This window comes from Streptomyces sp. NPDC033177 (assembly GCF_055577715.1).
The window spans coordinates 1-24,750 of the sequence record NZ_JBVIPS010000003.1; the positions used below are offsets into that span (position 1 = coordinate 1).

The 24,750-nt window shown below is 68.9% G+C and carries 24 protein-coding genes and 1 pseudogene; 15 read left to right on the top strand and 10 right to left on the bottom strand.

Features of this window, described 5'->3' with window-relative positions:
- Nucleotides 1-264: pseudogene (locus ACZ5U5_RS11170) on the bottom strand (hypothetical protein); the annotation flags it as partial.
- 156 nt (nt 265-420) lie between these two features.
- Here ACZ5U5_RS11170 and ACZ5U5_RS11175 point away from each other — a divergent pair.
- Entirely contained in the window at nt 421-1,449 is a 1,029-nt protein-coding gene (locus tag ACZ5U5_RS11175; RefSeq protein WP_469019444.1) for an NAD-dependent epimerase/dehydratase family protein, read from the top strand.
- On the opposite strand, the gene ACZ5U5_RS11180 is transcribed toward ACZ5U5_RS11175, so the two are convergent.
- The gene (locus tag ACZ5U5_RS11180) at nt 1,446-2,459 is read right to left on the bottom strand and encodes a DNA-binding protein (protein WP_469019446.1); all 1,014 of its coding nucleotides are present in this window, start codon (nt 2,457-2,459) and stop codon (nt 1,446-1,448) included. The genes ACZ5U5_RS11175 and ACZ5U5_RS11180 overlap by 4 nt on opposite strands.
- 582 nt (nt 2,460-3,041) lie before the next feature.
- Between ACZ5U5_RS11180 and ACZ5U5_RS11185 the strand changes: the two genes are divergently transcribed.
- From ACZ5U5_RS11185 to ACZ5U5_RS11220, 8 genes are all read left to right on the top strand, one after another.
- Complete coding sequence (locus ACZ5U5_RS11185; RefSeq protein WP_469019448.1) at nt 3,042-3,419, top strand: DUF6415 family natural product biosynthesis protein; 378 nt, start codon at nt 3,042-3,044, stop codon at nt 3,417-3,419.
- The gene (locus ACZ5U5_RS11190) at nt 3,416-3,757 is read left to right on the top strand and encodes a hypothetical protein (protein ID WP_469019451.1); all 342 of its coding nucleotides are present in this window, start codon (nt 3,416-3,418) and stop codon (nt 3,755-3,757) included. The genes ACZ5U5_RS11185 and ACZ5U5_RS11190 overlap by 4 nt, the downstream gene beginning before the upstream one ends.
- A gap of 40 nt (nt 3,758-3,797) precedes the next feature.
- Complete coding sequence (locus ACZ5U5_RS11195) at nt 3,798-4,901, top strand: radical SAM protein (protein WP_469019453.1); 1,104 nt, start codon at nt 3,798-3,800, stop codon at nt 4,899-4,901.
- A complete protein-coding gene (locus tag ACZ5U5_RS11200) occupies nt 4,898-5,035 on the top strand; it encodes a hypothetical protein (RefSeq protein ID WP_469019455.1) in 138 nt (45 codons plus the stop codon). Before ACZ5U5_RS11195 ends, ACZ5U5_RS11200 begins: the two co-directional genes overlap by 4 nt.
- Before the next feature lie 86 nt (nt 5,036-5,121).
- Entirely contained in the window at nt 5,122-5,940 is an 819-nt protein-coding gene (locus tag ACZ5U5_RS11205) for a phosphotransferase family protein (protein WP_469019457.1), read from the top strand.
- A gap of 40 nt (nt 5,941-5,980) precedes the next feature.
- Nucleotides 5,981-6,661 (top strand): class I SAM-dependent methyltransferase, encoded by a 681-nt coding sequence (locus tag ACZ5U5_RS11210; RefSeq protein ID WP_469019458.1) that lies wholly within the window; start codon nt 5,981-5,983, stop codon nt 6,659-6,661.
- Nucleotides 6,662-7,152: 491 nt separating this feature from the next.
- Entirely contained in the window at nt 7,153-7,632 is a 480-nt protein-coding gene (locus tag ACZ5U5_RS11215) for an ATP-binding protein (protein ID WP_469019460.1), read from the top strand.
- Nucleotides 7,633-8,292: 660 nt separating this feature from the next.
- Nucleotides 8,293-8,487, top strand: coding sequence for a hypothetical protein (locus ACZ5U5_RS11220; RefSeq protein ID WP_469019463.1), 195 nt, complete (start codon nt 8,293-8,295; stop codon nt 8,485-8,487).
- A gap of 14 nt (nt 8,488-8,501) precedes the next feature.
- Here the strand turns inward: ACZ5U5_RS11220 and ACZ5U5_RS11225 are convergent, their stop codons facing one another.
- The 5 genes from ACZ5U5_RS11225 to ACZ5U5_RS11245 form a co-directional block, all read right to left on the bottom strand.
- A complete protein-coding gene (locus ACZ5U5_RS11225) occupies nt 8,502-11,375 on the bottom strand; it encodes a VirB4 family type IV secretion system protein (protein WP_469019465.1) in 2,874 nt (957 codons plus the stop codon).
- Entirely contained in the window at nt 11,375-12,280 is a 906-nt protein-coding gene (locus ACZ5U5_RS11230; protein ID WP_469019466.1) for a PrgI family protein, read from the bottom strand. Before ACZ5U5_RS11230 ends, ACZ5U5_RS11225 begins: the two co-directional genes overlap by 1 nt.
- Entirely contained in the window at nt 12,277-14,310 is a 2,034-nt protein-coding gene (locus ACZ5U5_RS11235) for a hypothetical protein (RefSeq protein WP_469019469.1), read from the bottom strand. Before ACZ5U5_RS11235 ends, ACZ5U5_RS11230 begins: the two co-directional genes overlap by 4 nt.
- Complete coding sequence (locus tag ACZ5U5_RS11240; protein ID WP_399397524.1) at nt 14,307-14,645, bottom strand: pilin; 339 nt, start codon at nt 14,643-14,645, stop codon at nt 14,307-14,309. Before ACZ5U5_RS11240 ends, ACZ5U5_RS11235 begins: the two co-directional genes overlap by 4 nt.
- A 362-nt stretch (nt 14,646-15,007) precedes the next feature.
- Nucleotides 15,008-15,763, bottom strand: coding sequence for a hypothetical protein (locus ACZ5U5_RS11245; protein WP_469019471.1), 756 nt, complete (start codon nt 15,761-15,763; stop codon nt 15,008-15,010).
- A 380-nt stretch (nt 15,764-16,143) separates the two neighbouring features.
- Here ACZ5U5_RS11245 and ACZ5U5_RS11250 point away from each other — a divergent pair, with 380 nt between their 5' ends.
- The 6 genes from ACZ5U5_RS11250 (at nt 16,144) to tpg (ending at nt 22,028) form a co-directional block, all read left to right on the top strand.
- Nucleotides 16,144-16,806 (top strand): hypothetical protein, encoded by a 663-nt coding sequence (locus tag ACZ5U5_RS11250; RefSeq protein ID WP_469019473.1) that lies wholly within the window; start codon nt 16,144-16,146, stop codon nt 16,804-16,806.
- Between the two features lie 12 nt (nt 16,807-16,818).
- Nucleotides 16,819-17,799, top strand: a complete 981-nt coding sequence (locus ACZ5U5_RS11255) for a TRM11 family SAM-dependent methyltransferase (protein WP_469019475.1) — start codon at nt 16,819-16,821, stop codon at nt 17,797-17,799.
- Entirely contained in the window at nt 17,786-19,108 is a 1,323-nt protein-coding gene (locus tag ACZ5U5_RS11260) for a DNA cytosine methyltransferase (RefSeq protein WP_469019478.1), read from the top strand. Before ACZ5U5_RS11255 ends, ACZ5U5_RS11260 begins: the two co-directional genes overlap by 14 nt.
- 229 nt (nt 19,109-19,337) lie before the next feature.
- On the top strand, nt 19,338-20,030 hold the full coding sequence (locus ACZ5U5_RS11265) for a helix-turn-helix domain-containing protein (RefSeq protein WP_469019479.1): 693 nt from the start codon (nt 19,338-19,340) through the stop codon (nt 20,028-20,030).
- 477 nt (nt 20,031-20,507) lie between these two features.
- On the top strand, nt 20,508-21,485 hold the full coding sequence (locus ACZ5U5_RS11270; RefSeq protein WP_469019481.1) for a tyrosine-type recombinase/integrase: 978 nt from the start codon (nt 20,508-20,510) through the stop codon (nt 21,483-21,485).
- A gap of 48 nt (nt 21,486-21,533) precedes the next feature.
- Nucleotides 21,534-22,028 carry a telomere-protecting terminal protein Tpg gene (gene tpg, locus ACZ5U5_RS11275; protein WP_469019484.1) on the top strand — a complete coding sequence of 165 codons (495 nt, stop codon included), beginning with the start codon at nt 21,534-21,536 and terminating at the stop codon, nt 22,026-22,028.
- Between the two features lie 176 nt (nt 22,029-22,204).
- Here the strand turns inward: tpg and ACZ5U5_RS11280 are convergent, their stop codons facing one another.
- From ACZ5U5_RS11280 to ACZ5U5_RS11290, 3 genes are read right to left on the bottom strand one after another with little or no spacing between them, the layout of a single operon-like run.
- Nucleotides 22,205-22,993: an oxygenase MpaB family protein gene (locus tag ACZ5U5_RS11280; RefSeq protein WP_469019487.1), complete on the bottom strand. Its 789-nt coding sequence runs from the start codon at nt 22,991-22,993 to the stop codon at nt 22,205-22,207.
- Nucleotides 22,994-23,021: 28 nt separating this feature from the next.
- Complete coding sequence (locus ACZ5U5_RS11285; RefSeq protein WP_469019489.1) at nt 23,022-24,257, bottom strand: MAB_1171c family putative transporter; 1,236 nt, start codon at nt 24,255-24,257, stop codon at nt 23,022-23,024.
- The gene (locus ACZ5U5_RS11290) at nt 24,250-24,717 is read right to left on the bottom strand and encodes a hypothetical protein (RefSeq protein WP_469019492.1); all 468 of its coding nucleotides are present in this window, start codon (nt 24,715-24,717) and stop codon (nt 24,250-24,252) included. The genes ACZ5U5_RS11285 and ACZ5U5_RS11290 overlap by 8 nt, the downstream gene beginning before the upstream one ends.
- Between the last annotated feature and the right edge of the window lie 33 nt (nt 24,718-24,750).

Sequence of the window (24,750 nt, forward strand, 5' to 3'; positions counted from 1 at the left end):
GCCGCCAGAGCCCCGGGCCACACCTGCGGAGGCAGCAACTCGGTGATCAGGTGTATCCGCTCTGACCAGGGTGGATGAGGTAATCGGCAAGGACAAGGTCTGGACCCACCGCTCCGTGGTGGCGTTCATGCGCGGTATCCGGACGCCGGTTTGCACGACCCGGATGCCGGCGTTGCTCAGGATCTCGTCGAAGAGGGCGGGGTACTTCGCGTCCCGGTCCCTGATCAGATACGCCACGGTGGCTTTGGCGTCCGCTAGGTCCATGGCCAGATTTCGGCGGCCGGGGTCACCCAGACTGCGGTGGGGTGGGCGGTGGTGTCGAGGATCCGGACGCGCATCGAGATCCCGGTCGACTCTGAGAACAGCCGTTGATCGCGCAGGTGTGGCAAGCGGCAAGTGGAATGGGGCAGGATCGCGGGCATGTCGATGTCGATGCTGGTAATGGGCGGTTCTCATTTTTTGGGCCGTGAGATCGCTGATCAGGCCCGTGATCATGGGTGGCAGGTGTCGGTATTTAACCGGGGCAAGACTGGTTCCAATCCTGCCGGGGTCCGTGTCCTGACCGGGGACCGGACGAGCAGCGTCGACCTTGCCCGGCTCGCTGAGCTCGGTGTGTGGGATGCAGTGGTGGACACGTCGGGGATGAATGCCGAGGCCGTGGACTCGGCGACGGCCGCGCTTGCTCCGGTGGTGGGGCGCTACGTGTACGTGTCGACTGTCTCGGTATATGCCGACTGGCCGCTTCGCCCCCTGCACGAAGAACTGCCCACGCTTGCCGAGACGGCCCCGGCCGACGGTGTGCCCGCTGATGTGAATGTTGCCTACGGGCGGGACAAGGCCGCCTGCGAACGGCTTGCCCGGACCCATCTGGACAAGAAATTGACCATTTTGCGACCCGGCGTCATCCTCGGCCCCGGCGAATACGTAGGCCGTCTTCCCTGGTGGCTGACCCGTACCGTCCGAGGGGGCCAGATCCTGGCTCCAGGTCGCCCGGACCAGGCCATCCAGCCAGTGGATGTACGGGACTTGGCGGCGTTTGCCTGCCGCCGTGCTGAATCCGCTACGGGCGGTGAAACGTTCAACATTGCCGCGCCGCAGGAGGCGGCCACGATGGGCGGTTTCCTAGCCGACTGCCTGAAGGTCACGAACCCAGCCCGCGCGGAGTTGATCTGGGTCGACAGCTTCTTCCTGGTAGAGCAGGGGGTCCGGCAGTGGACCGAACTCCCCTTGTGGCGCACCCATCCCGGTACCTGGCAGGTTCAAGCAGAACGGGCCCGGAGGGCTGGGTTCCTGTGCCGTCCTCTGGAGCAGACGGTGGCGGATACGTGGGCGTGGATGCAGGGGGGAAATAAGCCTGTACACAACGAGCGTGCGGCCCTGCACGGCATCGATTCCTGCAAGGAGCAGGCGGTGCTCGGCGCCTGGGCCGCGCGGCCGGGCTGGGCCTAGCTGTCGAGTTCGGGGGCACCGGGGGCCCCAGCAAGGCTGCATGCTGAGACGAGCATGAATTCCTCCACTCGTTCAGCCAGCGAGATCGCCTGCCCGGTCCGCCGCAGTTCAGGTGCTGCGAGTCGTACGCGTACCTGCGCGAGGCGGCTCATAAGGCCGTCCACGCGCTGCTCGGCGGGCAGCGTGAACACCGGCTCTATGGCATGAGCGGCGGCCTCCAGCTCTCCGGCGGCCAGGAGCCCGCCGGCCAGGTCAGCGGCGGCCTCGGCTTCTACCTTCGCCGACCGCAGAGCCTGAGGGCGCCCGCGTACGAGCTCCAGGGCGCGTTGTGAAGCCGCCACTGCCTGGGCACTTTCGCCAAGGACCTGCCAGGACGTACCGGCGGACATAGCGGCGCGCTCGGGCGTGAAGCCGAACTCGCCGCCGATGTCGTCGTGCAGGTCATCGCGTACGTGCCCGTCGGTGATGCCGACGGCTGCCAGCTGCCGTGCCGCTTCGGCATGATCACCGAGGTGAGCGTGAGCGCGGGCGGAGATGGCGTGCAGACGGCTCTGCGCGGTGCTCGAACGCGCCAGAGATTGCGCTGCCTGAACGTAGTCGACTGCCTGCGCCGGCCGGTCGTCCCAGTAGGCCAGGAGGGCGAGGTTGCCGCTCGCCCAGGCCATGAGCGGGTGGTGGTCGATGGGGCGGGCGTAGGCGAGGGCGGCGAAGGTGAGGGTCTCGGCGGCCTGGCGGCTGCCCAGGTCGAAGGCTGCTGAGGCCATCAGGGCACAGGACTGTCCCGCGATCAGGTACAAGGCGGAGGACTGGTCGGGGCGGTGGGTCAAAGGCATCCGGCGCTGGACCTGCGCACGCACCAGACGGGCTTCGGTGAACACGCGCTGGACCGATGTGCGGTGGTAGTCGCGTGCCAGGGAGGTGATCGACCGGCGCAAGAGTTCTACGGCTTCAGGCGCCAGGAACTGAGAGGCGGCGTCACCCGCATGGGAGGCGGCGTCGTTTGCTGTCATCAGCAGTTCTTCTTCCGTGATGTGGGGCTGTGGCAGGACATCCCCCCGCTCCGCCGTCCGAGCCCGCTGTGGGGGCGGACACGGAGGTGGGGGCCCTAAGAGTTCGGAAGCCGGCCGGTCGAACATGGCTCGCATTACCCTGCAAGCCACCGGGTGGGGCTGCTTCTTGACCTGGCCAGTGAGCCACCGGTTGTACTGGCGCTCGCCGACCGTCGCTCCGCGCACGTCGGGGTCGTTGTCCTGCTCGCTCAGTGCACGTGCCGCGCGCTCGAACTCGGGGCGGAAGGCCCCGAATGCCTCAATGCCGCGTTGCTTGGCCAGCAGCCGCAGAAGCGTTTCCGGGACGTCCATCGGCTGCTCCCTCGTCTTGCCTTGCACGGCTCGTCCTCTACCAACTACCAGTTGTCGCAGGCGTCACAGGCAGGTGCAGAGAAGAAGGCGGGCAGATGTCCGGTCCATGTCGCCCGCGGTCACTGCTGTCACCCGATGGTGCCGCAGAAGGCACCTGCGCGGCATGGATACGTCCGGCTGGGGACGTGATTCTGGACCACGCCAGATACCCGACCACATCAGGGCGGACCCGTGTCCACGATCAGTGCCAAGCCTCGGAGCTCCATCGCACACGGCCGACCGGATTTCGCCGCCATAACCAACAGCATCCAGCGGGGGCAGGTGCTCGCCCAGGCCCAGCCCGTGGGCGAGGTCGCCGACGCCGTCGCCGACGAATTGACCGCGCATCTCAAAGCGTTGATCCGGCCGGCGCAACACCGCCTCGCCGCGCTCGGCGACAGCCCCTCTCGTGACGTGCTGCGCGTGACCGTCGAGCACGCCCGCCACGTCTACCTGGACGTCACCCACGGCGGCCGCATGAGTCCTGCTGCGCGCTTGCACCTCCTGGCCGGGGCTTGTCGGCTCCTCCTGCCGCACGTCGAATCGTGGGGAAGGAGTGGACGGTCGTGAGTATCAGTTCGGACTGGGGGACGGGCGGACTCGCTGCACTGTGCTGGGAGGTCTACACCGACGGCGACACGGTGCTGCACTGCACCGAGTCGGCCGGTCACCGGGGCGACCACTTCCATGCCTACACCCGCCGGCACTGGAGGCGTCTCCACAGAGAAGCGGGAGCAGAGCGACGGGGCGCGGGGGTGAGGGGCGTAGCACGTTCGTGGTGGGAGCGTCGGCGTACCCGTCGCCCGGCCCGCTCTCAGCTGGTCGAGACGATCGTTGCGACCATGCTCGTCGCGCTGGTCGTGGTGGCGTTCAGCGTGCTGCTGGCCACTGTCCTTTCCCATCCCTGAGCAACCTCTACGAAGGGCAGCCATCGTGCACCAGCTGGTTGTGAGCCCGCAGCAGAAGACTCACCTGATTGCCCGGCCCGGCACCAAGCGCGGCCTTCAAATTCCCACTGTCCGATACGACGAGCTCACCCGCGCCGCCTGGGAGGATGCGAAGATTCCGGGCTGGCTCGTTGAGACAGCCCGAAGCGTGTGGGACATGGATTTGGACGGGCAGTCCATGCAACCGGCCGTTCTCGTCCGCCCTCGCACCGTCCTGGGCTACTCCCGCGCTACCTGGGAGATCAACAAGGGCTGCAACTTCAACTGCGAGCACTGCTACCTTGCCCAGCGCCGCTTCGAGGGCTTGTCCTTGTCTGACAAGATCCGCCTGATCGACATGCTGCGCGATGCGGGAGTGTTGTGGCTGCAGTTCACCGGCGGCGAGCCCACCATCGACCGCCACTTCCTGACCGCTTACGCCCACGCGTACCGACAAGGGATGCTCCTGGAGATCCTCACCAACGGCAGCCGCCTGCATCTACCGCCGCTCCAGGACCTGCTGACGGTGATGCCGCCGCACAAGGTCACCGTCTCCCTCTACGGCGCCAGCGAGCAGGCGGCGGACGCCCTCACGCGCACCCCGGGCGCCTTCCGCCGGGTCCTCAAGGGCCTGACAACCGCGCGGGAAGCCGGGATACGGGTAGAGATCGCGCTGATCATCACCCGGCACAACGCTCACGAAATCGATGCCATGCGCGAGCTGGCCAGCACCTACGGGACGTCGTTCACCGAGTACGCAAACATCTCGCCCACCTACGACGGCAACCCCGATCCGCTCGCCACCCAGGCCCCCGACTTCCTGGACCGCTCCACAGCCTTCGGCGGCTGCCCCGCCGGGCACACCTTCTTCCACGTCGACCCCTTCGGCCTGGCCACCATGTGCAAAGTCGGCCGGGAAAACCCCGTCAACCTCATCGAAACCGGCCTCGACGGACTCCGGAATCTGCCGTCCATCGCCGACACCCAAATGCTTCGCACCGGAGGCTGCACGGGCTGCACCCTCTCCGGCACCTGCCGGGTATGCCGCCCGCTCGCCAAGGCCTACCAGGAGGCGAAGGCCCCACTGCACACCTACTGCCAACACGGACAAGGAGCCGCCGTATGACCGCAGTCGCCGTAGAGATCACACCCCGCCCCGCCGAACCCGAGGAGCCCACCGCCCCGCTCGTCGTCGAGGACCTGGAAGCCCTGACAGCCGATGCCACACCGGGCTGCAACGACGACAACCCCTACCGCTGAACCCGGATCCCGCCAGCGCGCCGCGCGCCCTGCCTGCTGACGGGCGCGCGGCATGTCCCGACCCGTTCTCTGGAAAGGTGCCGCCCATGTCGACCGACCGCCCCTCCCACGACTACCTGCCCGCCGATCGCGAACTTCGTGCCGCGATTGAGGAGCGCACCGGTCCCATCATTGGCAGCGCCCCCATCCAGGCAGGGTTCAACTCGCCCATCTCGGTGCGGTTGGCCACGGTGTCTGGAGACCTGTTCCTCAAGGGCCTGCCCACCGACCATCCACGCGTGTGGACCCAGACCCGCGAGATGCAGATCGGCGCGCACGTGCAGGACATCGCCCCGCGTGTCCTGTGGCAGGCCGAAGCCGCCGGATGGAACCTCGTCGCCTTCGAGGCACTCGACGGCCACCACGCCAGCTACCAGCCGCACAGCCCCGACCTGCCGCGCGTCGCCGAGTCATTGCTGTGGCTGTCGGTCAAGCGTGCCCCGAACGGTATCGAGCTAAAGCATGCCGAAGACCGTCTGCGGCATCACGCCCCCGCCAAAGCGCTCTCCTACTTCGCGGGGGACGCCCTCTGCCACACCGACCCCAACCCAACCAACGTCATCGTCGACCAGCACCGAGCCCGTCTCGTCGACTGGGCCTGGGCCACCAGGGGCGCCGCCTGGCTGGACGCGGGGTACTGGGTGATCTGGCTGATCGCCGAGGGTGGTCATACCCCCGCAGACGCCGAGCAGTGGGCCGCCCGCATCACCGCGTTCCGCGATGCCGCGCCCGTGGCTGTGGACGCCTTCGTCGTGGCCAACGAAAGTGTATGGGCAGGTATCTCAGAAGAGGATCCCGATCCTTGGACGCACAGCGTCCACCAGGCCGCGAAGGCCTGGGCCGCCCACCGCACGGCCAGAGCGTGACAGGTTCACCGCCCTGCCCTCGTCCTCGGGAGGCGCACGCATGCCCAGCACCGTCACCGAGTACGACGCCGCGTTCAATCGCAAGGCCTGGGACACGCTCACCACCACGCGCACCGGCCAAGTGGCCGCCCTGTACTGGCATTTTCGCGACGCGCCGGGGCCGGGCGTCGAGCTCCTGGGCTCCCTGAGCGGCGCGACCATCGCTGAGTTGGGATGCGGCAGCGGCCACCACCTTGCCCATCTCGCGGCGTACGGTATCGACCGCGGGATCGGGAACGATGTCTCGCCGGTGCGCATTCACCATGCCGCCACGCAGCACGCCGCGCACGAAACGCTGGAGTGGTGGCTCGGGGACGCCGTGCGCATCGCCCCGCATCTGCCGCCGCTGGACGCGGCGTTCTCGGTGTTCGGCGGCCTCTGGTTTGCCGACCCCCACCAACTCCTGCCCGCCCTACGCCAGCGCCTCAAGCCCGGCGGGCGGCTCGTCTTCTCCTGCATGACCCGCGCCCCCGGCGCCCCTGAAGGCCGCCGACAGATGATCGTCTACACCCCGGCCACCGGCCGCGTTCCCGTCGTGCGGTGGATGTATTCGATCCAGGGGTGGTTACGGATCCTGTCCGAGCACGGGTATCGCGTCGACACGATCGATCAGTCCCACGACCCGCGAAACCGACGTGTTCGCAGCACCGTATTCGCCGCTCACACTGCCCCGCGACCTTGACGTGCGGCGCCGAGATCACCGGCGCCGATGTTGAAGCGGGCCTCATCGCTGCCCTTGGGCGGCTTCTGTTGCTCTCGTTGGGTACAGAAAGCCGAATCTCACCGTGAACTACCCGGGTGCGACCGCGGCACGAGTTTGGGCGCCAGTGATGAGCCCCGCGCCGAACCACGGGACTTTGCCATAGCGCCGGAGTCGGAGAGCACTTCGTGCTTCTTCGTAGCTGGTCAGTGAGGGCTTCGGCAGTGTCGATCACTTCGGATCAGGGCATTCCGCTCTTGTCCAAGCGGGCGGTGTGGTGGTCGCGGTCCAATGCCGCGACCTCGGGAGGCCGCCATGATTCTGTCCCTGCCACTCTCCGGGGCGCTCTTGCTGAGCGCGCTGTCTGTCTCGGCCGCGTGCGCGCTGGATGACGTACGAGTGTGCTTTCGCCGTGGGTCCGGCCGTCACCGCCGCGTGGGAAGTGGTCGTCATGCACAGCGTGGAGGTGCGCGATGAAGCCAGGAGTGGGGCACGGTGCGCCCGAATCTCGGAAGCTCTACAGCTGGGGCACGGGTGTCGAGAATCCGGTCGGGCAGGCGCGTGCCGTTGTGTGTGCCGAATTCGCCAGGCTGGGCGTACCGGGAGATGTCGCCGAGAATGCTGTGCTTGCGGTCTCGGAGCTTGTGGCCAACGCCGTCGAGCATGCGTGTGGACCGTACGTGGTCAGCTTGAGGCAAACGGGGCGTGAACTGCTCTGCGAGGTACATGACGGGTGTTGCCGGATGCCCGTAGTGACCTCGGCCCTCTCGTCCGTGCCGTTCGAGCCCCGGGAGGTTGACCGGGGTGGCGGGCTGGATGCCCTGTGCGAGGCACTGTCTGAGCGCGGGCGGGGCTTGGGGATTGTGAACTACCTCAGCCGGGGGAGCTGGGGCGTTCGCCGGACCTCGGGAGGTAAGTGCATCTGGGTGGACGTGCGTTCGTGCAATAGCTGAGCGAGAGCGGCGGACGTTGTGATGTTGACGTTCGCCGCTCTTGCTTGGTGCCAACTCTCTATGGCTTGTCGCGAGTCGATTGAAACCGCGAACTCGCCTTCGTTTCAGCCTGGTTGGGGTGACAGCACCGGGCTCCCCTTGACGCGACCCACACCGTAAGAGTGAAAGGGAAGCGATCCCTCCGCAGTGCGTTTAACGCACCGTAAACCTGGGGCATGACGGGTCCACCACCTGGTGACCATGCGTGCACACCGTGTAATGCGTGGCTGGTGAGAGCGGGGGCGTATGACAACAATGAAGAGAATGCGCGGGGCGGCGACAGCTATTTGCGCCGTCGGGCTGGCGCTCGGTCTGAGCGCGTGCGCGGCAGACACCCCCGGCCCGAAGGGCGCGAGCGCTTCGCAGGCTGTCAGAGCAACGACATCGCCTCCTCCATCTTCGTCGCCGTCCCCTGTGCGCGCAGGGGAGAGTAAGGCGATCGCGACGTACAGAGCGATGTGGGAGGACGCCGCGGCTGCCTCGCGCACGTCCGACCCTAAGCACCCTCGGCTCAACGACCACGCCAAGGGAGATGCGCTGAGCCTATTGCGGTACGTGATGAAGGAATCGCGTAAGTCAGGGGCGACCAGTCAGGGCGCGGCGAGCGTGGCACCGAGGGCGGTGAAGGCGAGCAAAACCAAGGTCGAACTGCTGGATTGCCTCGACGGGTCCAAGTGGATGCAGGTCAAGCCTAGTAGTTCCGCGAGTGGCGTCCCCGGCGGGCACTACCGTACGGAGGCGACAGTCGTCCTCAAGTCCGGCAAGTGGATGGTCTCCGAGCTCTACTCAGCGGAGGCCGGCACATGTATGGAGTGAGGCGTACTCGTACTTCACCACTTCGCATTGCCACTGCGGCAGTTGCGGTGGGCTTCTTCTGGGCGCTGGCAAGCCAAGGCTGGGCGACCGATGGTGACTCGACCTGGGGCCACGCATCTGGCGTGAAGTGCCATGCAGGCAAGTGCGGTGTCGGTGCGGTGTCCAAGGCGCGTCCTCCGTCTCCGGGGCGCCTGGGTGGTGGCCCTGTTTCCGGGGGCACGGCGGCGACGGGTGGAAGTGCCGATTCTGGTAGTGGCGCGAGTGAGTGGAAGCGTCGGCCGGGCCAGATGTACGGTCCGCGCGGTGTTCCCCTGCCTGGCCAGAATTTCGCTGAACTGGATGACAAGGAGCCGACGGCTAGGAAGAGGGGTGGTGGTGCTCGCCCGGAGCCTGCTGTCGTGGCGCAGCAGGCGGTGCGGGAGTTGGTGCTGCCTGACCCGGAAATTCGGACCAATCCCGATGAGACGTACGCCCAGTTGGTGCGGGTGCCGACGTGGATGTGGTTGGACCGGGTGATGTGGAAGCCGGTGTCGGAAACTGCGAAGGTCCCGGGTGTGTCGGTGACGGCCACGGCGATACCGCGGAGCGCGACGTGGCGCATGGGTGACGGCAAAACCGTGGTGTGCGAGGGCGCGGGGACGGCGTACTCGGCGAAGTACGCGGCCGATTCCGAGTCCCCGGACTGCGGGCACACCTACATGCGGTCGTCGGCGGGCCAGCCGGGGGAGGCGTTCACGATTTCGGTGACCGTCACCTGGGATGTGGAGTGGCACGGCGGGGGCGAGGAGGGGGTTATTCCGGGGCTTGAGACGCAGGCGCAGATGGCGTTGCGGGTGGCTGAGGCGCAGGCGTTGGTCATGTCCTGACCTTCTGGCAGGGCGGGTGTATAGGGCGCCGGGGCCGGTGGCGCTGAGTCTCTCTTTGATCGAATGGGATGGAGTGTGGGTACCTCTATGTCTTCTTCCGGGGCTGCGGGCGTGAACGGTGGGTGGGCGGGGCTGCATCCGTCTCGGCGGCCGGTTGATGTGCCGCCTGCCGGTGACGGGCTGGTGGGGGCGCGACGGCGTTGGCGGCCGGGCCTTGTCGCGCTGGGTGTGGCGGGAGCGGTCGCGTGTGCGGGCGGGGCCGCGTGGATGGTGGGCAATGCGGGGGAGCGGAAGCCGGTGCTGTCCGTGGTGGGGCCGGTCGCTGCGGGCGAGGTGATCGAGGAGCGTGATGTCGGCGTCGTGCGGCTTGGCGTGGATGACGCGCAGCAGGTTGTTCCGGCCGGGCGGCGTGCGGCGGTGGTCGGGCGGCGGGCCGTGGTGCCGTTGACGGCGGGACAGTTGCTGGCGCCCGGGCAGGTGGGGGATAGGGCGGGCTTTCCTCCTTCGGGGCTGGCGTTGGCTGTGGTCGGGGTGGAGGCGGGCATGCTGCCTGCCGGTCTGGCGGCCGGGCAGCGGGTGGCTGTTGTGCCGGGCATCGAGCCGGGCGGGCGTGCGGTGGCGGACGAGGATGCGAAGCTTCCCGATCCGGTCCTTGGCGTGGTCAGTGCGGTGGGGCGGCCGCCAGATGGCATCGAGCGCCAGGAGCATGCTCGCCGTCTTCAGCTCGTCGGGTACCTCCCGCAGACAGAAGACGACCAAATGCCCGGCGGGGCGGGTGGTGGTCGGCCCGGAGAACAACTGCCGGTGGGATCCCTCCACGTACGGGGCCAGGCGCACGGCCAGTTCGCCCGCGGCCGGCTCGTTCATCGCAGCGAGCTGGGTGGCCAGGTCGGCGAGCAGCGGTGCGGGACGGCAGAAGGTAGCGGGATCGGTGGTGATCCCGGCGTGGTGGTAGGTGGCAAGGACCGCCCGGTCCAGCACCGCCCGCTCGGCGGAGGAGAGTTCACCGCCGAGCAGGACGGCCAGGAAGGTGTGCAGGAACAGCACGCGGCGGGTGAGCACATCCTGTTCGCCACTCGTCGTCGGCGGCAGGTCGAAGGGGTTGAGCCGCACGGCGGGATCGCCGAGGCGGATGACGGTGCCGCCCACCGACTCGGCCAGGGTGACGTACTCGTCCTCAGGGTCGATGACCATGGCTTCGGTGCCGGTGAAAAGCTGCCGCAGCAGTTCGAGTTTGGTCAGATACGACTTGCCGGCCCCGGAGCGGGCCAGGGTGATGGAGTTGTAGTTGTCCTGGGCGAAGCGGTCCCACAACACCAGTGACCCGCTGGAGGTGTTGATGCCGTAGAGCACGCCGCCGGGCGCCAGCGCGATGTCGGCGGGCAGATCGGGGGAGGCGAAGGGGAAGCAGGCGGCGAGGGCTTCGGTGTCGAAGGTGCGCCGTACCTTTAGCGTGTCCAGACCCAGGGGGAGGGTGGCCAGCCAGCCGGGCAGCGCCCGGTAGGTGGCCGGCGCGGTGGCCACCAGGAGCGAGTCGGCGATCGAGCGGACCGAGGCCACCTCGTCGGCCAGATGCTCCTCACTCTCCCCGTACACGGTCATGTACAGGCCGAGGCGGAAGAGCTTCCCCTCCCCGCGCGCGATGCGATAGGCGAGTTCGGTCGCGTCCGCGGCGGCGGCTTCGGTGTCCGGGTCGTCCAGGTGGCCGTGGTCCATGCCGGTGCGGCGGGAGGATTCCAGGCGTGCCCGCTGCTTCTTGAGCTGCTGGGCGGCCAGCGAGCTGGGGACCGGTTCGATGTGCAGGGCCACGTCCAAGCGGCCGGGGTAGGTGAGCAGCGGGTCCAGCCACCCGGGTGCTACTTCGGCGGGGTAGCCGGTCACCACCAGGGTGGCGGCCAGGTGCCCGCCGACGGCGAGCGTGCGGGCATGGACTTCGAGCCCGTCCGGGCCGTGATGGGCCAGCACGTCACGGGCGTCGACGGACGTGCCCGGCACGGAGCCACGGCGAAGCAGTCGCAACATCACACACCTGCCAGGGGCGCGGCATCGAGGTCGGCTGCCAGCCGGAGGGCCTCGGCGGCGGCCGGCGCCTCCAGCGCCGAGACGGTGATCTCGGCGGTCTCCAGAGCGCGGGCAGCCTCGGTGAGGCGGTGGCCGGCCCGGGCTGCGCCGGTGGCCGAGGGCTCGCGGACCACCAGCAGGACCTGGCGGGTGAGCAGATCGCGCTCGGCGGCCAGCTCGTCAAGGAAGGAGGCGTGGGCGAGTGCTGCCCGTTCCAGCGCCGGGTGGGGGAGGGCGGGCGCGGTCTGGGCCAGCTCGTCGACCAACGGGGCGATCTCGAGGCGGTGGGCACGGATGAGGATCTGGGTGGGCCCGGTCAGGGAGTTCAGCCAGCGGGCGAACGCCTCGGTCAGGGCCTGCTGTTCACCGCCGGTGCGCAGGTGGAAGTTGATCGTGCTACACACCGCCAGCGCCGCCTGGCCGTCGGCGCCGAGATCGAGCGTGCCCGTTTCGGCGACCTCCCGGCACGGCGGACGCAGCGCCGCCGGTTGCCCAGAGGCCTGCTTCTTCCAAGGGGCGGGCGTGATGGCGGGCAGTGCGGGAACGCCCTCGGGGGCGGGCACCCGCCGCTTGGGTGCGGAATGGAAGCGGAGGGCGGCGAGCAGGAGTTGATCCATGCCGATGCCATCGCGTCGCCCCACCGCGACCACGGTCACGATCAGGGCGACTGGGGAGACGAGGGCCACGTAGGCGAGAGGGCCCATCAGTGGTCGGCTGGCCCAGTAACCGCCGTACAGCACGAGCGCGGCCACGGTCAGGATCGCGGTCTGCCGCGCGGTCAACGGCCCGAGAATACGGTCCTCGCGGGATACGTCGGCGGGGATGCGGGCGGGGGTGAGGACGTCGTCGTCGGCGGGCTCGGTCACGGCGTGCGCCTCCGGGGGGTGCGCGGCGGGGTGGGCGGTTCGAGGGGCAGGCGCAGTTGCACAGGGCGGGCGGGACGTACGCGGACGCGAGGGGCTGGGATGGGCAGGGCGAGTTGTCGGCGCCGAGGCGCCGGGGCGCGTACGGCGGGGGTAGCGGGGGCGGGCGTGGCTGGCGGAACGGGGGTGGCTGGTGGAGCGGTGGGGAGTATGGGGCCAGGGCGGGGGACGTGGGGAGCGGCGATGGGGAGCCAGGTCTGACCTGGGCGGGCTGAGTTGGCTGGGGTGCGGTTAACGGGTATGGGCAGCGCCAACTGCTGCTGGCGCCGGGCCTGGGCGGGGTGGGGGACGGCAGGTGGACTCTGCGCTGGTCGCGGGCGGGGAGCAGCACGCTGACCTGCGCCGGCACGTCGACCTGGGCCAGCTCCCCGGCCGCCGCCGGGTCGTGCTGGGGTGCCAGCTCCGCGAGGAGCGGCTGGGGAGGGGGCTGGGGGCGACGGCGCGGCGCCGACTGCGGGGCCTCCACCTGCGGCGGGCGGACCTGCCCCCGCGGGCTGGGCGCCACCGGGGCGAGGGGCGCGGCGAGGAGCAGCGCCTGCGGCTGCACCGCCGGGCCCGGGCCGGGGTGGCCTGACGCCACCGCCACCGCCACCGCCACCGCCACCGCCACCGCCACCGCCACCGCGGCCGGGCCGCGGGCCGCCCCTGCCGCGCGGGCCTCCGCCTCCACCGCTGCCCGGAGGGATGGCACCCCGCCGGGGTCGGCGGGCGGCACCCCCACCGCCGGGCAGGTAGCGGCCCATCAGCTGGTACATGGCCAGTTGCCGCAGCATGCGCACCGGCGCTGGTGCGTGAGGCTGCTGGATCGGGCTGCCGCGCAGGACGACCTGGAGAGTCCAGCCGGGAATCTTGAACAGCACCCAGAACAGGGCCACTCCGGCCAGCAGCGTGCCCAGCTGATCGGCCTTGGGGATGCCGAGGACGGTGGCGCCGGGGGCGAAGAACAGCTTCAGCGCGAGGATGAACGTCATCGACTGTGCGATCTGGATGACCAGACAACCGCCCAGGCCCCGCCACCACAGCCGGGCGACGGGGTCGGTGAGCGGGTGGGCATGGCAGGCCAGTGCCAGCGGCGCGAGCGCCGCGAGCAGTGCCATCAGCGCGACCCGCACGATGAACCCGATCAGCACCGCAATGATGAGGACGAGTTCGACGACGGCGAGCAACAGCAGATAGATCGCGATGCCGGTGGGGCCGAACAGAGCGAAGGGCAGGGCCCGTTCGACGAGCCCCTGCCCGGCGTCCGCCATGTCCGTACCCATGATCGCGTGGGTGAGGGAGTTGCCCAGCCTGATCGTCTTGCCCATGACGGTCAGCGAGGAGGCCGCGGCGGCGATGCCCAGCAGTAGCCGCGGCACGATCTGTTTGAGGGCGTAGCTGATTTGCACCGTCTCGTAGCCCATGACGGTGACGCCGCCCGCCGTCACGAACAGCACATAGATGCCGGCCGTGATGCCCATCGAGGCGGTCCACAGCCGCTTGATGTCCGCGTGCTTGGTGACGTCCGGGGCTGCCAACAGCGTGTCGGCAATCAGCTCCCGCAAAGGCTTCATGGCCTCTTCGAGGAGCATGCCGAGGAACGCGGTGATCGCATTGATGACCAGGCCGGGGAGGTCCAGGAGGTTGCCGAAGAACCCCTCCGCATTCGGATCCGACGGCGTTGCGGGCGGCGTCGGCCCCGGTGTCGGCTCCGGCGCCGAGGGCCGCGGCGGAGGCTTGGGCTGTCCCGGCGAGGGGGAGGGCCCGGGGGCGGGTTCCGGCCGGGCGGTGCCGGGCCCGGATTCCGGCGGCGGAACTACCGGGCCGGGCTGCGGCTGAGGTTGCGGCTCCGGCTCCCAAGGAGCAGCGGGCGCATGCGCGATGGCTGCCGGAGGCACGGCGGCGTTGGCGATGGGCACAACGGCCAGGACACCTGTGGTCAGCAGGAGCGCGGGGAGTAACCGGGCGCGCGCGAGACAGCGGGCGCTGATCATTGCCCCGCCCCGGCGCCGACGATGCCTTTAAGGACAGTGACGATGACCGGTGCCAGGATCGCCAGGCCGTAGCCGACCGCGGCGGCCCGCAAGGCCCGCTTGGCGGACTCGACTTCTCCCGGATCGCCCCCGGCCATCAGGTAGCGCAGCCCGCCGAAGGTCAGGAACAGGGTGGCGAGAGCGGCGAGGATCCCGACGATCCAGTTCCGCAGGTTCGTGATCACCTGCGGGATGGTCGCCACCGCCCACGAACTGGGCGGGTCTGCCAGGAGAGTGCACGTTACGAGGACGAAGACGAAGAGCGCCCGGGCCGCGATGCGGGCCAGGCGGCGCAGACCGGGGTGGAGGACCCCTGCCCGCAGCCGGGATGACGGCAGAGCACGCACGAAGACCACCTCCAGCAGAGCAGACAGGGAAAGAGGGATGACGGCGCCTGCGGCACCGGATATGAGCCGAGATACGTCCCCAGGGGCCGGGCAGGCCCGCGGTGGCGCACCACCTCCTTGTGAGGAGTGGGGCGCATTGCGCGAGGGGCGGGAGTTTTCGGGTGTCAGCACGAAGCGCCGTACCCGGACCCTGGGGACCTTCAGTGAGATGGGAGCTCAGTCAGGCGCCGGCGCCTCGTGTGCTCTTACTCCCTTAAGGAGAAAAAGCCGGCCGATCGTGCCAGCAGCCCGACGGAGCTACCTGCCTCGTCTCACAGCTCGTCTGCGAGCAGGGACTGCGCGAGGCGTTGTTCGGCGGCTGACCGGCGCCGGAACATCGCGCGGACGCTGATGCCCGCACCGTTTGCGCACTCCTTCGCGCTCTGCCCGTCCAACCGTGTGGCGGCGATCAGCTCGGCCTCTGCCGACGTGATGACCTCGGCCCGGGTAGCGCGCTCCAGGACCAAGTACACCTGCGCCTGTGAGCCGGTAACCAGCGGCTGCCCGACCGTGCCCTCGTCCAGGGGCAGGGGACCGAGGCGGCGTTCGCGCTGGGTGGCGTAGAGCAGGCGGTGGGCTGCCCGGTCACCGGCCCGCACCAGTTGCAGCCCGATCTCCTCGGGCGCCTCCTCCGGTGTCAGAACGGCGAGCTGCTCGATGACCGCGGTCAGGACCTCCTGCTCCAACTCGCCCCTCTCCAGCTCCCGGAGCCGGGGCAGCCGGGCCATCGCCCGGCGCAGCACGGGCACCGTCATCGCGACAGCGACCGAGCCCCACGGCTCACCGAACGCGAGATGACGACGCAAGATCTCGGCCCACACCCGTGCCCGCGCGGTACCGGGAGTGGAGGGGTGCGCCATCCGGGCGCGGACGAGGTCGACTGGCCAGGCTCCGCCCGGCTCACTTGCCGAGAGCAGTACGGCCGGCAGGGTCAGCGGGCGCGGGGCCGAGGCCAGATCCAGCAGAGCGGCATCGACCTTGTCGAACGGGGAGACGGCGGAGAGCGAGACGGACGTGGTGCGGCGCATGAGCGGGCTCCTTGCCGGCGACGGCGAAACGGGACGTCGCCCATAGCGCCAAGCCGCCCTGCCACCACCGCGCCACCGGCCTGCCGCGCCTTCGCCTCAGCCTCGCCGTCGGCCCGCCAACCCCCGGAATTCGCGTGCCGGATGAGCCGCTGACCAGCACTTTCACCCACCACTGCGCGGCACGAAAATGCCCGGGAGAATCCGTTGGCCCCGTCGCGCGGTCCTCCTGGCTCCCGCCACGCGACGGCGCGGATCGGCGCGTGACGGATCGGGCGCTGATCAGCGTCTTTACCGGGAGGCGGCACGATCAGCCGGGATTTCCTCCTTAAGAGGTGTCAGTACGTAACCACCAGCGCCCGGCCCGTGGCGGCGCACCCGCCATGACCCACTCCCGCCGCAGCAGTTCCTCCGCCCGTCGAGGCACACTCGCAAAGCTCCCGACGACGATCTGGCTCCCCGCCCCCGACGACCTCGCCGATCCCCCGGCAGGACGGGTGCTGCCCGACTGGGCCCTCGACAAGCTCCGCGCCCAGTTCACCCCCCAGCCCGGCGAACGGCCCGCTCCGCTCCTGCGCTTGGAGATCAATGACACCCGGGCCGGGATGGACGCCCGCTCCCGCTGCACCCCACCCCGCGACGCGAATGCCGGACCCTGCGGCAACGCCCGCTCCTCGGTGATCCTCGCAGAGCTGCACCCCGACACCCTGCCCTGCGCGCCGCTGCACAGCGGCTACGGGACCGAGGAACGCGGCGCGATGGACGACGGCTGGCCCGGCTTCTTCCACCGGGCCCACCGCCTCCTGCGAGCCGAGGGCCTGCTCCTGCTCGCCACCCGACAACGTCGTGACGCCGGGCATCTGACGGACCCGCTCGGCCTGCTCATCGCCACCGCCCGCACCGCGGGCTTCCGCTACCTCCAGCACATCGCGGTCGTCCACGGCCACGCGATCGAGGACCGCATCGCGCCCGCGCCGCCCGACGCCACCACGCCCGAGTTGATCCACTCCGACCTCATCGTGCTGTCCGCCGTCCGCGCGCAGTAAAGGAGCGCCACCGTGCCGAAGTCCGATTCGGTGTGGAACACCGCACCCACCTCCGCCCCCGCCCAGCGCGCCGATCGCTACGTGCCCGGCTCGGCCGCCCACCCCGCCAAAATGCTCCCCGCGATCGCCCGCCACGCGATCACCACCTACACCGAGCCCGGCGGCCTGGTCCTGGACCCGATGTGCGGCATCGGCACCACCCTGGTCGAAGCCCTCCACCTCGGCCGGCACGCCCTGGGCACCGAGTACGAACCCAAGTGGGCGCAGCTCGCCCAGGCCAACCTCCGTCACGCCGAACGCCAGGGCGCCACCTGCTCCGCAGCCGTCTACTGCGGCGACGCCCGCCAGCTCACCGCCCACATCCCCGCCGCGTTCCACGGCCTGGTCGACCTCGTCGTCACCTCCCCGCCGTATGGGGCCAGCGTGCACGGCCAGGTCCGCTCCACCCGCGAATCCGGCGAACGCGGCGTGACGAAACGGGATTACCGCTACAGCAGCGACCCCAATAACCTCGCCCACGTCGGCCTCGAAGCCCTCATGGAGGCCTTCACCGACATCCTCATCCAGTGCCGGCACGCCCTGCGCCCCGGCGGCCACGCCGTGATCACCACACGCCCCTGGCGCGATCGCGGCGAACTCATCGACCTTCCCTCCGCCGTCCTGACCGCCGCCGAAACCGCCGGGCTTATCCTTGTCGAGCGCAACATCGCCCTCCTCGCCGGCGTCCGAGACGGGCAACTCGTCGCCCGTCCCTCGTTCTTCCAGATGAAGAACGTCGGTGACGCCCGCCGCGCAGGCGTCCCCCTGGCGCTGATCGTGCACGAAGACGCCCTCGTCGTACGCCGCCCGACCCCGCCCCCGCCCTCTTCCTCACCTCGCGAGCGCCGTCACCCGGCCAGCCCGCAAGGTCGGCGGACCAAGCCGGCCGCCACGGCCACCGCCACCGTCCGCTCCCGCACCTGCACGGCGGGGGCCCGCGATGGCCGCCGCTGAGCTACGGATCGGCTCGCTCTACAGCGGCGTGGGCGGCCTGGACCTCGGGGTGCAGAGCGCGTTCGGCGGCCGCGTCGCCTGGCACGCCGAGAACGACCCGCTCGCCGTACAGGTCCTGGCCCGGCACTGGCCCCAGGCGCCGAACCTGGGAGACATCCGGGCAGCGGACTGGAGGCGGGCCGAGCCCATCGACGTCCTCACCGCCGGATTCCCCTGCCAGGAGCTGTCGGTGGCCGGGCCGCGCACCGGACTCGCCGGTGCCCGCTCGGGCTTGTGGCAGTACGCCGCCGAGGCCATCCACATCCTGCGACCCCGCCTGGTGGTGATCGAGAATGTCCGCGGCCTGCTCTCAACCCGCGCCGGAACAAGCCCCCTTCGCCCGATGGAACCCGGAAAGCCGCCGCTGGGAGACATGCATCGACAACCCTCCATGCGAGCGCTGGGACTGCTACTCGGCGACCTGGCCGACCGCGGGTATGACGCAGCATGGCGCTGCGTACGGGCAAGTGACGTCGGCGCCCCGCACCGGCGCGAGCGGGTCTTCGTCACCGCCTGGCCCACAACAGCGGCCCCCGTGCGCTCTGCTGAAGACACCAACGGCGAACCTCGGTGTGATCGGCGGATCCCAGCACCCTGCCAAACGCAGAGCGGGCGGGCACGGCCCCACGCTTGCCGACGAGGTCGAACATCTCCTGCCAACCCCGCCCGCCAGCGACGGTGCCAAAGGCTCCCCGAACCAGCGCCACGGCAACGGCAGCCTCACCCTGGCCTCCACCGCGGCGACACTCGCAGAGCTGCATATCGCGACGGGTGCTGCCCCAACGCATCAGCCCGTCACGCCAGCGCCCAACGCCACCCGCATGGCCACCGAGCATGGCTTCACCCCGGCTCAGGAGATCGAGCGCCTGCTACCCACCCCGACCACGTCGGACGGGAGGGGCGGCGCGGGCACGACTCCGAAACGCAAGGGCGGCATGAATCTACGAACGGCGGTCACTCACCTGCCTCTTGGTGGGGCGACTACCTACCCGCCATCCGACGCTGGGAGCGAGTGACCGAACGCGCCGCGCCCACGGCCACCGTGCCCGGCGCACGTCGGCTATCCGCCGAATTCGTCGAATGGATGATGGGCCTGCCCGAAGGGTGGGTCACTGCCGGAGGCCTCTCCAGAGCTGCCCAACTGCGCTTGCTCGGCAACAGCGTCGTACCCCGGCAAGCCGCCTATGCCCTGGGGACTCTGCTGCCTGACGGTTGTCCGTTGCACGCGCCAGGGTCAAACGGCGGTCGCTGCCCTGGAGACGAGGCGTGACCCCGGCAGCAGGTCCTCATTCCAGTCTCTCTGGGCACTGGCGTTCGAGCCCGGCTACGTACGCACGCCGTGCACACACCGCCGTGCGCGCGGTGGAGACCGCCGCCTGCAATGCAGGGAAGGACAGGCCTGCCAGCGCAGTGGCAGCACCTATCGCAGCGCCCTGGGACCACGCCGTGGGGAGTCGGGCGTCTGCCGTGGTCCTGCGCACTCGGTCTCCAGGCGAACGATGAGCCGCCCCGGGCGGAGCGGCCGAGAGGGCACCCCAGTACCGCGTGGTGCAGAACCTTCCGGCACCGGCACCAACGGTCAGCGAGCTGCGCGGCGGGTCACGAGCCGTCGCGCGAAGCGCGAAGATCTGCACCACGTCCTGGGGCTGTCACCGGCTGACCAACTGGAACAGCCCGCCGCTCGCCGTTCACCCGCCCACCCCGCATCAGGTGAACCTCCCCGTCCTGGCAAGCGCGCTCGCAAGAAGCCGGCCCCCGCCCGGAGGGGGGAACCGCCCGCGATCGGCGCCTCAGCGGCTCCACCTGTTCTCAGCAACGCTTCCATCCCGAAGCACCAAGCCGGATCCCGCACCTTCCCACTCAGGCAGGCAACCCCACCACAAGTCGACGCCGCGCAAGCCCAGAATTCCGATCCCGGCGAGTCAGCCGACGTGCCTGGCGGAGTGCAGGGCGACAGCGATCTGGGCCTTCCGAGCCCTGAAGCGGAGGCCAGCGCCCCTCGCCTATATACACCCGAACAAGCCGCCCGCCTGCTGCAGGTGCCCGCCTCCTGGCTCCGCAAGAGGGCAGCGGACCACGCCATCGCGCACACCCGCATCGGCCGCCACCTTCGCTTCTCGACCGCTGATCTGCACGCGCTCGTGCACGCAGGTCAGCATCCACCCGCTGAGCCGCCCACCGACCCGTCATAACGCCACCCGTTCGGGTCGAGGTGCGCCCCGTTCGCCGATGGCGGCTTCCGCTTCACCCGGCACCGAGCGTTCATGGACCCGCCCGCCCCATCTGCACCGGCGGGTGGCGCTCCCCGACGTTCCCGACGGGGCCGTTCTCGTACTCTCCAAGGAGGTAGCACCATGGCCTGGGTTGAACGCCGAGGTAACCGATGGCGAGTCCGCTACTGGGCGGAATCCGGCAAAGCAGCCACCGCCGCCACATTCGACACCCGCGACGACGCGACCAAATGCGCGGACAACTTCACGGAGTCTCACCTCCCGCCCCGCCCCTCCGGACCCGACGCGATGCAACTGCCCGAACCACCCGCCTCCGTAGGCGAGAAGGCTGCGCCCGAAACCTCCGACGCTGAGTCCGTGGCTGAGCCCAAGCTGCAGGGCAGCGACGCCACCCACCTCCCTCGCTCTAACGCGAATGGGACAGCCGGCCCCGCGCAGATGACTACGCTTGCGCACTGGACCGAGTCCTGGTCCGCCAGCCTCGAAGTCGGCCCGAACACCGCCGCCGGATACCAGAGTCTGCTGAAGAACCATCTCCTGCCCGCCTGGGGGGAGATGCCCCTCGACGAGATCACCCCCACCGCCGTCACTACCTGGCTCAAGCACCTACGGGCTCGTTACAAGCCGACCACCGTCGCCGCGATCGGCAAACTCCTCAGCCTCATCCTGTCCACCGCCGTCCTCGAACGCCTCATCCCGGTCAACCCCGTGCGCATCCCCCGCCAGCGCGGCCGCACCCGCCATGAAGAAGCCGCCTGGTGCGACGAGTACCACGTCCTCGATATCGCCCGCCGCATCACCCACCTAGGCAGCGCCAACCTCGGCCTGCTGATCATCACCGCCGCCTACACCGGCATGCGCTGGGGCGAACTCACCGGCCTGTGCCGCGACGCCGTCGACCTCAACACCGCAACCCTCAGCATCCACCCCGACCACGGCGCCCTCCACGAGATCAACGGCCACCACTCCTACGGACCGCCCAAAACCGCCGCCTCCGTACGCACCGTGACGCTGCCCCCCTTCCTCACCACGCTCCTCACCCAGGACCTCGCCACCCACCGCCGCGACCACGTCTTCACCACCGTCACCGGCAAACTCCTGCGCCGCTCCACCACACAACGCCGCTACTGGGCACCGGCCGTAACCGGCTGCACCCTCCCCGACGGCACCGTCTGGAAGCCGATCAAGCCCGGCCTGACCTTCCACGGCCTGCGCCACTCCCACAAAACCTGGCTCATCGAGGACAACATCCCCGACATCGCCCAAGCCCGCCGCCTCGGCCACGCCATGAACAACGAGATCGACGACATCTACTCCCACGTCGCACACAAGATCAACACCCGAATCCTCAAAGTGCTCGAAGACCGCTGGCAACGCTCCCTCAAGCGCGGCAGCGGAGGCTCCCGAAGGCTGTAGAGGGAGGCGTGGGCCGACCCGAGGGGGCAGGTGTGGCGGACGGGACCAGTGGGTGCGCTGTCGCACACGAGGTCAAGAAGCGGTGGCAGCCAGCAGATCCGCGCGGAGGCGAGGAAGAAGACGGCGCCCACGGGCGGTCTGGTCGTCTCAGCCCGCGCCCGCTTCGGGTTCACCGCCGTCTCGGGCACGGCCGACGACGCCCGGAACCGCGACATCACCCAGGCCCTGCCGCCCCAGGGGGCCGACCGTCTGTTCACCGCTCACGAGCAAGGTGCCAACGAGCAGCAGCTTCAGCAGATCGCTGCCGACGGCCTCGCGCAGATGTACTTTCGCGCCAACAACTCCCGTGCCCACGGCCTCGGGGCGGAGTTCACCGACGTGGAGCAGATCAATGCCTGGAGGAGGAGGGCAGTGGGGCGACCCCACAGAGCTTGGCGAAGGCGGTCACCAGCCTCACCGCTGAGCACGCAACACCCGCCTAGCTCGCCCGGCTGGTCCGTGGCCACTGGAAGATCGAAGCCCTTCACCACGTCCGAGATGTGACGGTGACGTTCGTCGAGAGCGCCTCCCAGCTGTGGACCAGTTCCGCACCCCGCGCCAGGGCAACCTGGCGCAACCTCGTCATCGGCGTCCTCCAGCTCGCCCGGAAGACCAACATCGCTGCCGACTTCTGGCACCACGCCCGCGAGGCCAACAGGCCGCTCGCCCTCCTCTCAGGTTCACCCGAGCTCACGCACAGACGGCGGCAGGACCGGAAGGTAGTCGGGCCGGGCATGGGAACGGCGTATACGGCGAGCTCGTATACGCATGCTGCCAGAGACGAGTACGCGAATAGGCGCGGGCGGACAGCGGGCGCTGAAGGCCCTTCGTAGCGGCTCGTCGAGGAGCGCGTCAGCTACGGAGCGGATTAGCGGGGCAAGGGCCGCAGGGAAACGGTTGACAAGGATATTGCTGGTAGCGGCCCACAGCTGGGCGGCCTCCGCGGTAGGGGTGAAGCGACGCTGCTCGTATCGGTCCATCCAGGCAGCAAAGCTTTCCCATGTGGCTGGGACGTCGCGGATTCCCATACGCTCGGCGAGGCTGCGGTAGAAGATGTGGGAGGCTTCCTTTTCCGCTGCGGTTGTGGACCGCCAAGCGTAAGCGTCACACCAGCGCATTGGGGCGATGTTGAAGCAGGCTAGTACGTAGAGGAAGTCGTCGTTGGAGATCTGCCAGCGCGCATGGATATGATTGAGGGCCGCCAGGGTCTGGATACCCTGGCTGCTCTCCAGGCCGTAGCGGAACAGCGTGTACATCATCTGGCCTGTTGTTTTGGCGCGCAGCTCTGTTTGGCTGGACATCCGGCCGGTGCCTGACAGGATCTTGGCAATTTCGGGCACGGCGAAGGTTCGGTAAAATCCGATATTGAGGCCGAATGCGAGATCTTCGCTGAATTCGGCAAAGGCGAGACGTCGGTAAATTGCCTCCGCCTGCGCCAATCCCGTGTGTGTACCAGGAATGGACTCCACGCATCTCTTCCCTTCTCGGTGCTGCCCATCATTTGGTCTCGGACAGGACTCGGGTCACAAATGGTCCGTGAAGATGACGGGCGACCAGAACTAGGTGGTTCCGTTCATCGGCCGGGGCGACATCAACGCCCGGGGTTTGTTCGGAGTGTTGGGCCGGGCGCAGTTGAGTGCGCAAGGCGCGCACGCCGCCGGCGAAGGCCGCGGCGGCGATTGCGGCCTCTAGTTCTCCGGGTGCGAGGCCGTCGATCTCCGTAGCACGATGGCGGGCTATTTCGACAACGTCCACTGGTACCCACGGTCGCAGGGCGAGCTGCCCGTCGCGGATCTCACGGGTGCGGCGGGTGATGCGCCACTCCAGGTCCCGAGTGGCCAGCCATTCCGCCCAGGGGCGCAGCGGCTTGTCCAGGGCCAGACGGCCGTCGACCTGTATGGCAGCCGCCCACAGAGGGCGCAGGGCACGGTAGTCGGATCGACGCTGACGCCACGTTGTGACCGCGGCACCCGCCCATCCCGAAGCGAGGACCAGACAACCCACGCAGCCCGACAGAGGCCCAACGATCGACCCCAGCCAGTCCAAGGCGTGATGGCCCGTTGCCGCGCCAATAACGGCAATGATCTTGCTGAGGCAGTAGCCGCCGATCAGCACGCACCCGAGGGCCAGGCGTCTCAGATTTCGGCGCAGCAGACTGGGGGCGGCTAGGGATGTGGAGTACTTCCAGGAGGTATGGCCCAACTGCCACAGTGCCCAAATGAACCCTGCTTGGTAGATCAACAGGTAGGCAAGAACTGCCGGTCTGTCTGCGTAGGTGGTGTCTAAGGCCACCGAACTGTCCATGCCCGGAGGGAAGATCGCGAACAGAGCCACCATGGCAGTGATGACTGGCCCGTAGACAAACAGGACCTTGCGCCGTATGTCGTTGGAACGCACCGTGTCGTAGGAGATGGCCCATGCTCGACTACTGTCCACCCGCTGGGAAGGCGGTGACCAGAGCAGTGCGAGCGTCACCACACCAGCGCCGAACAGCATTCTGGTGACATAGACGAGCAACAGACTGAGGAAGCTGATTCCCGACGCCTGATTGAGCATGTCGGCAATGACCGGTGCCGAGCATAAGAACGAGATGGCCGAGACCAGTGAGACGATCCCCATCGCCAGCAGTGCTGGGCCAGGCTGCCGTCGCCGTGCCCGCAGTTTGAAGGCCGCCAGCACGAACAACAGGACGCTGATGAACAGGTAGACGTAGTTGGCAACACGCTCATACATGGCGACTCCTGCGGTGTTCCAACGAGGTGACCACTGCGGCACTCGCCGACTCATCTGGTGCTAGGTCGAGTTGCTGCCACAACAAGGTGCCGAGTACCTCAGCCTGTTCCTCAGCTGGGTCGGCGTAGTGGGAGCGTCCTAGAACCAGGCGGGCCACCTCTGGTTCCAGGGCGTCGAGTTCGGGAATGTGGGCGAGCAGGAGATGCGCGATCTCATGGCAGATGATGTGTGCCTGATGGGACACGCTGGTGTGTTGCGGATAGTAGATCCTGTCTTCGGACAGGTGCTGCTCGTACTGCCCCGAAACTTGCCCGGGCGTCGGCTCGCTCGCTATGAGCACGATGGGACGCCCCCGCTGATCACTGAGACGTTCACACAGCTCCATCACTGTGGAGTAGGGCGGCAGGTTGACCTGCGCCAGCAGAGCCCGGCACTTGCGCCGGGCGCGTCTTAAGCCCACGAGAGCAATCTCCGGTTCTCCAGGAAGTCGCCA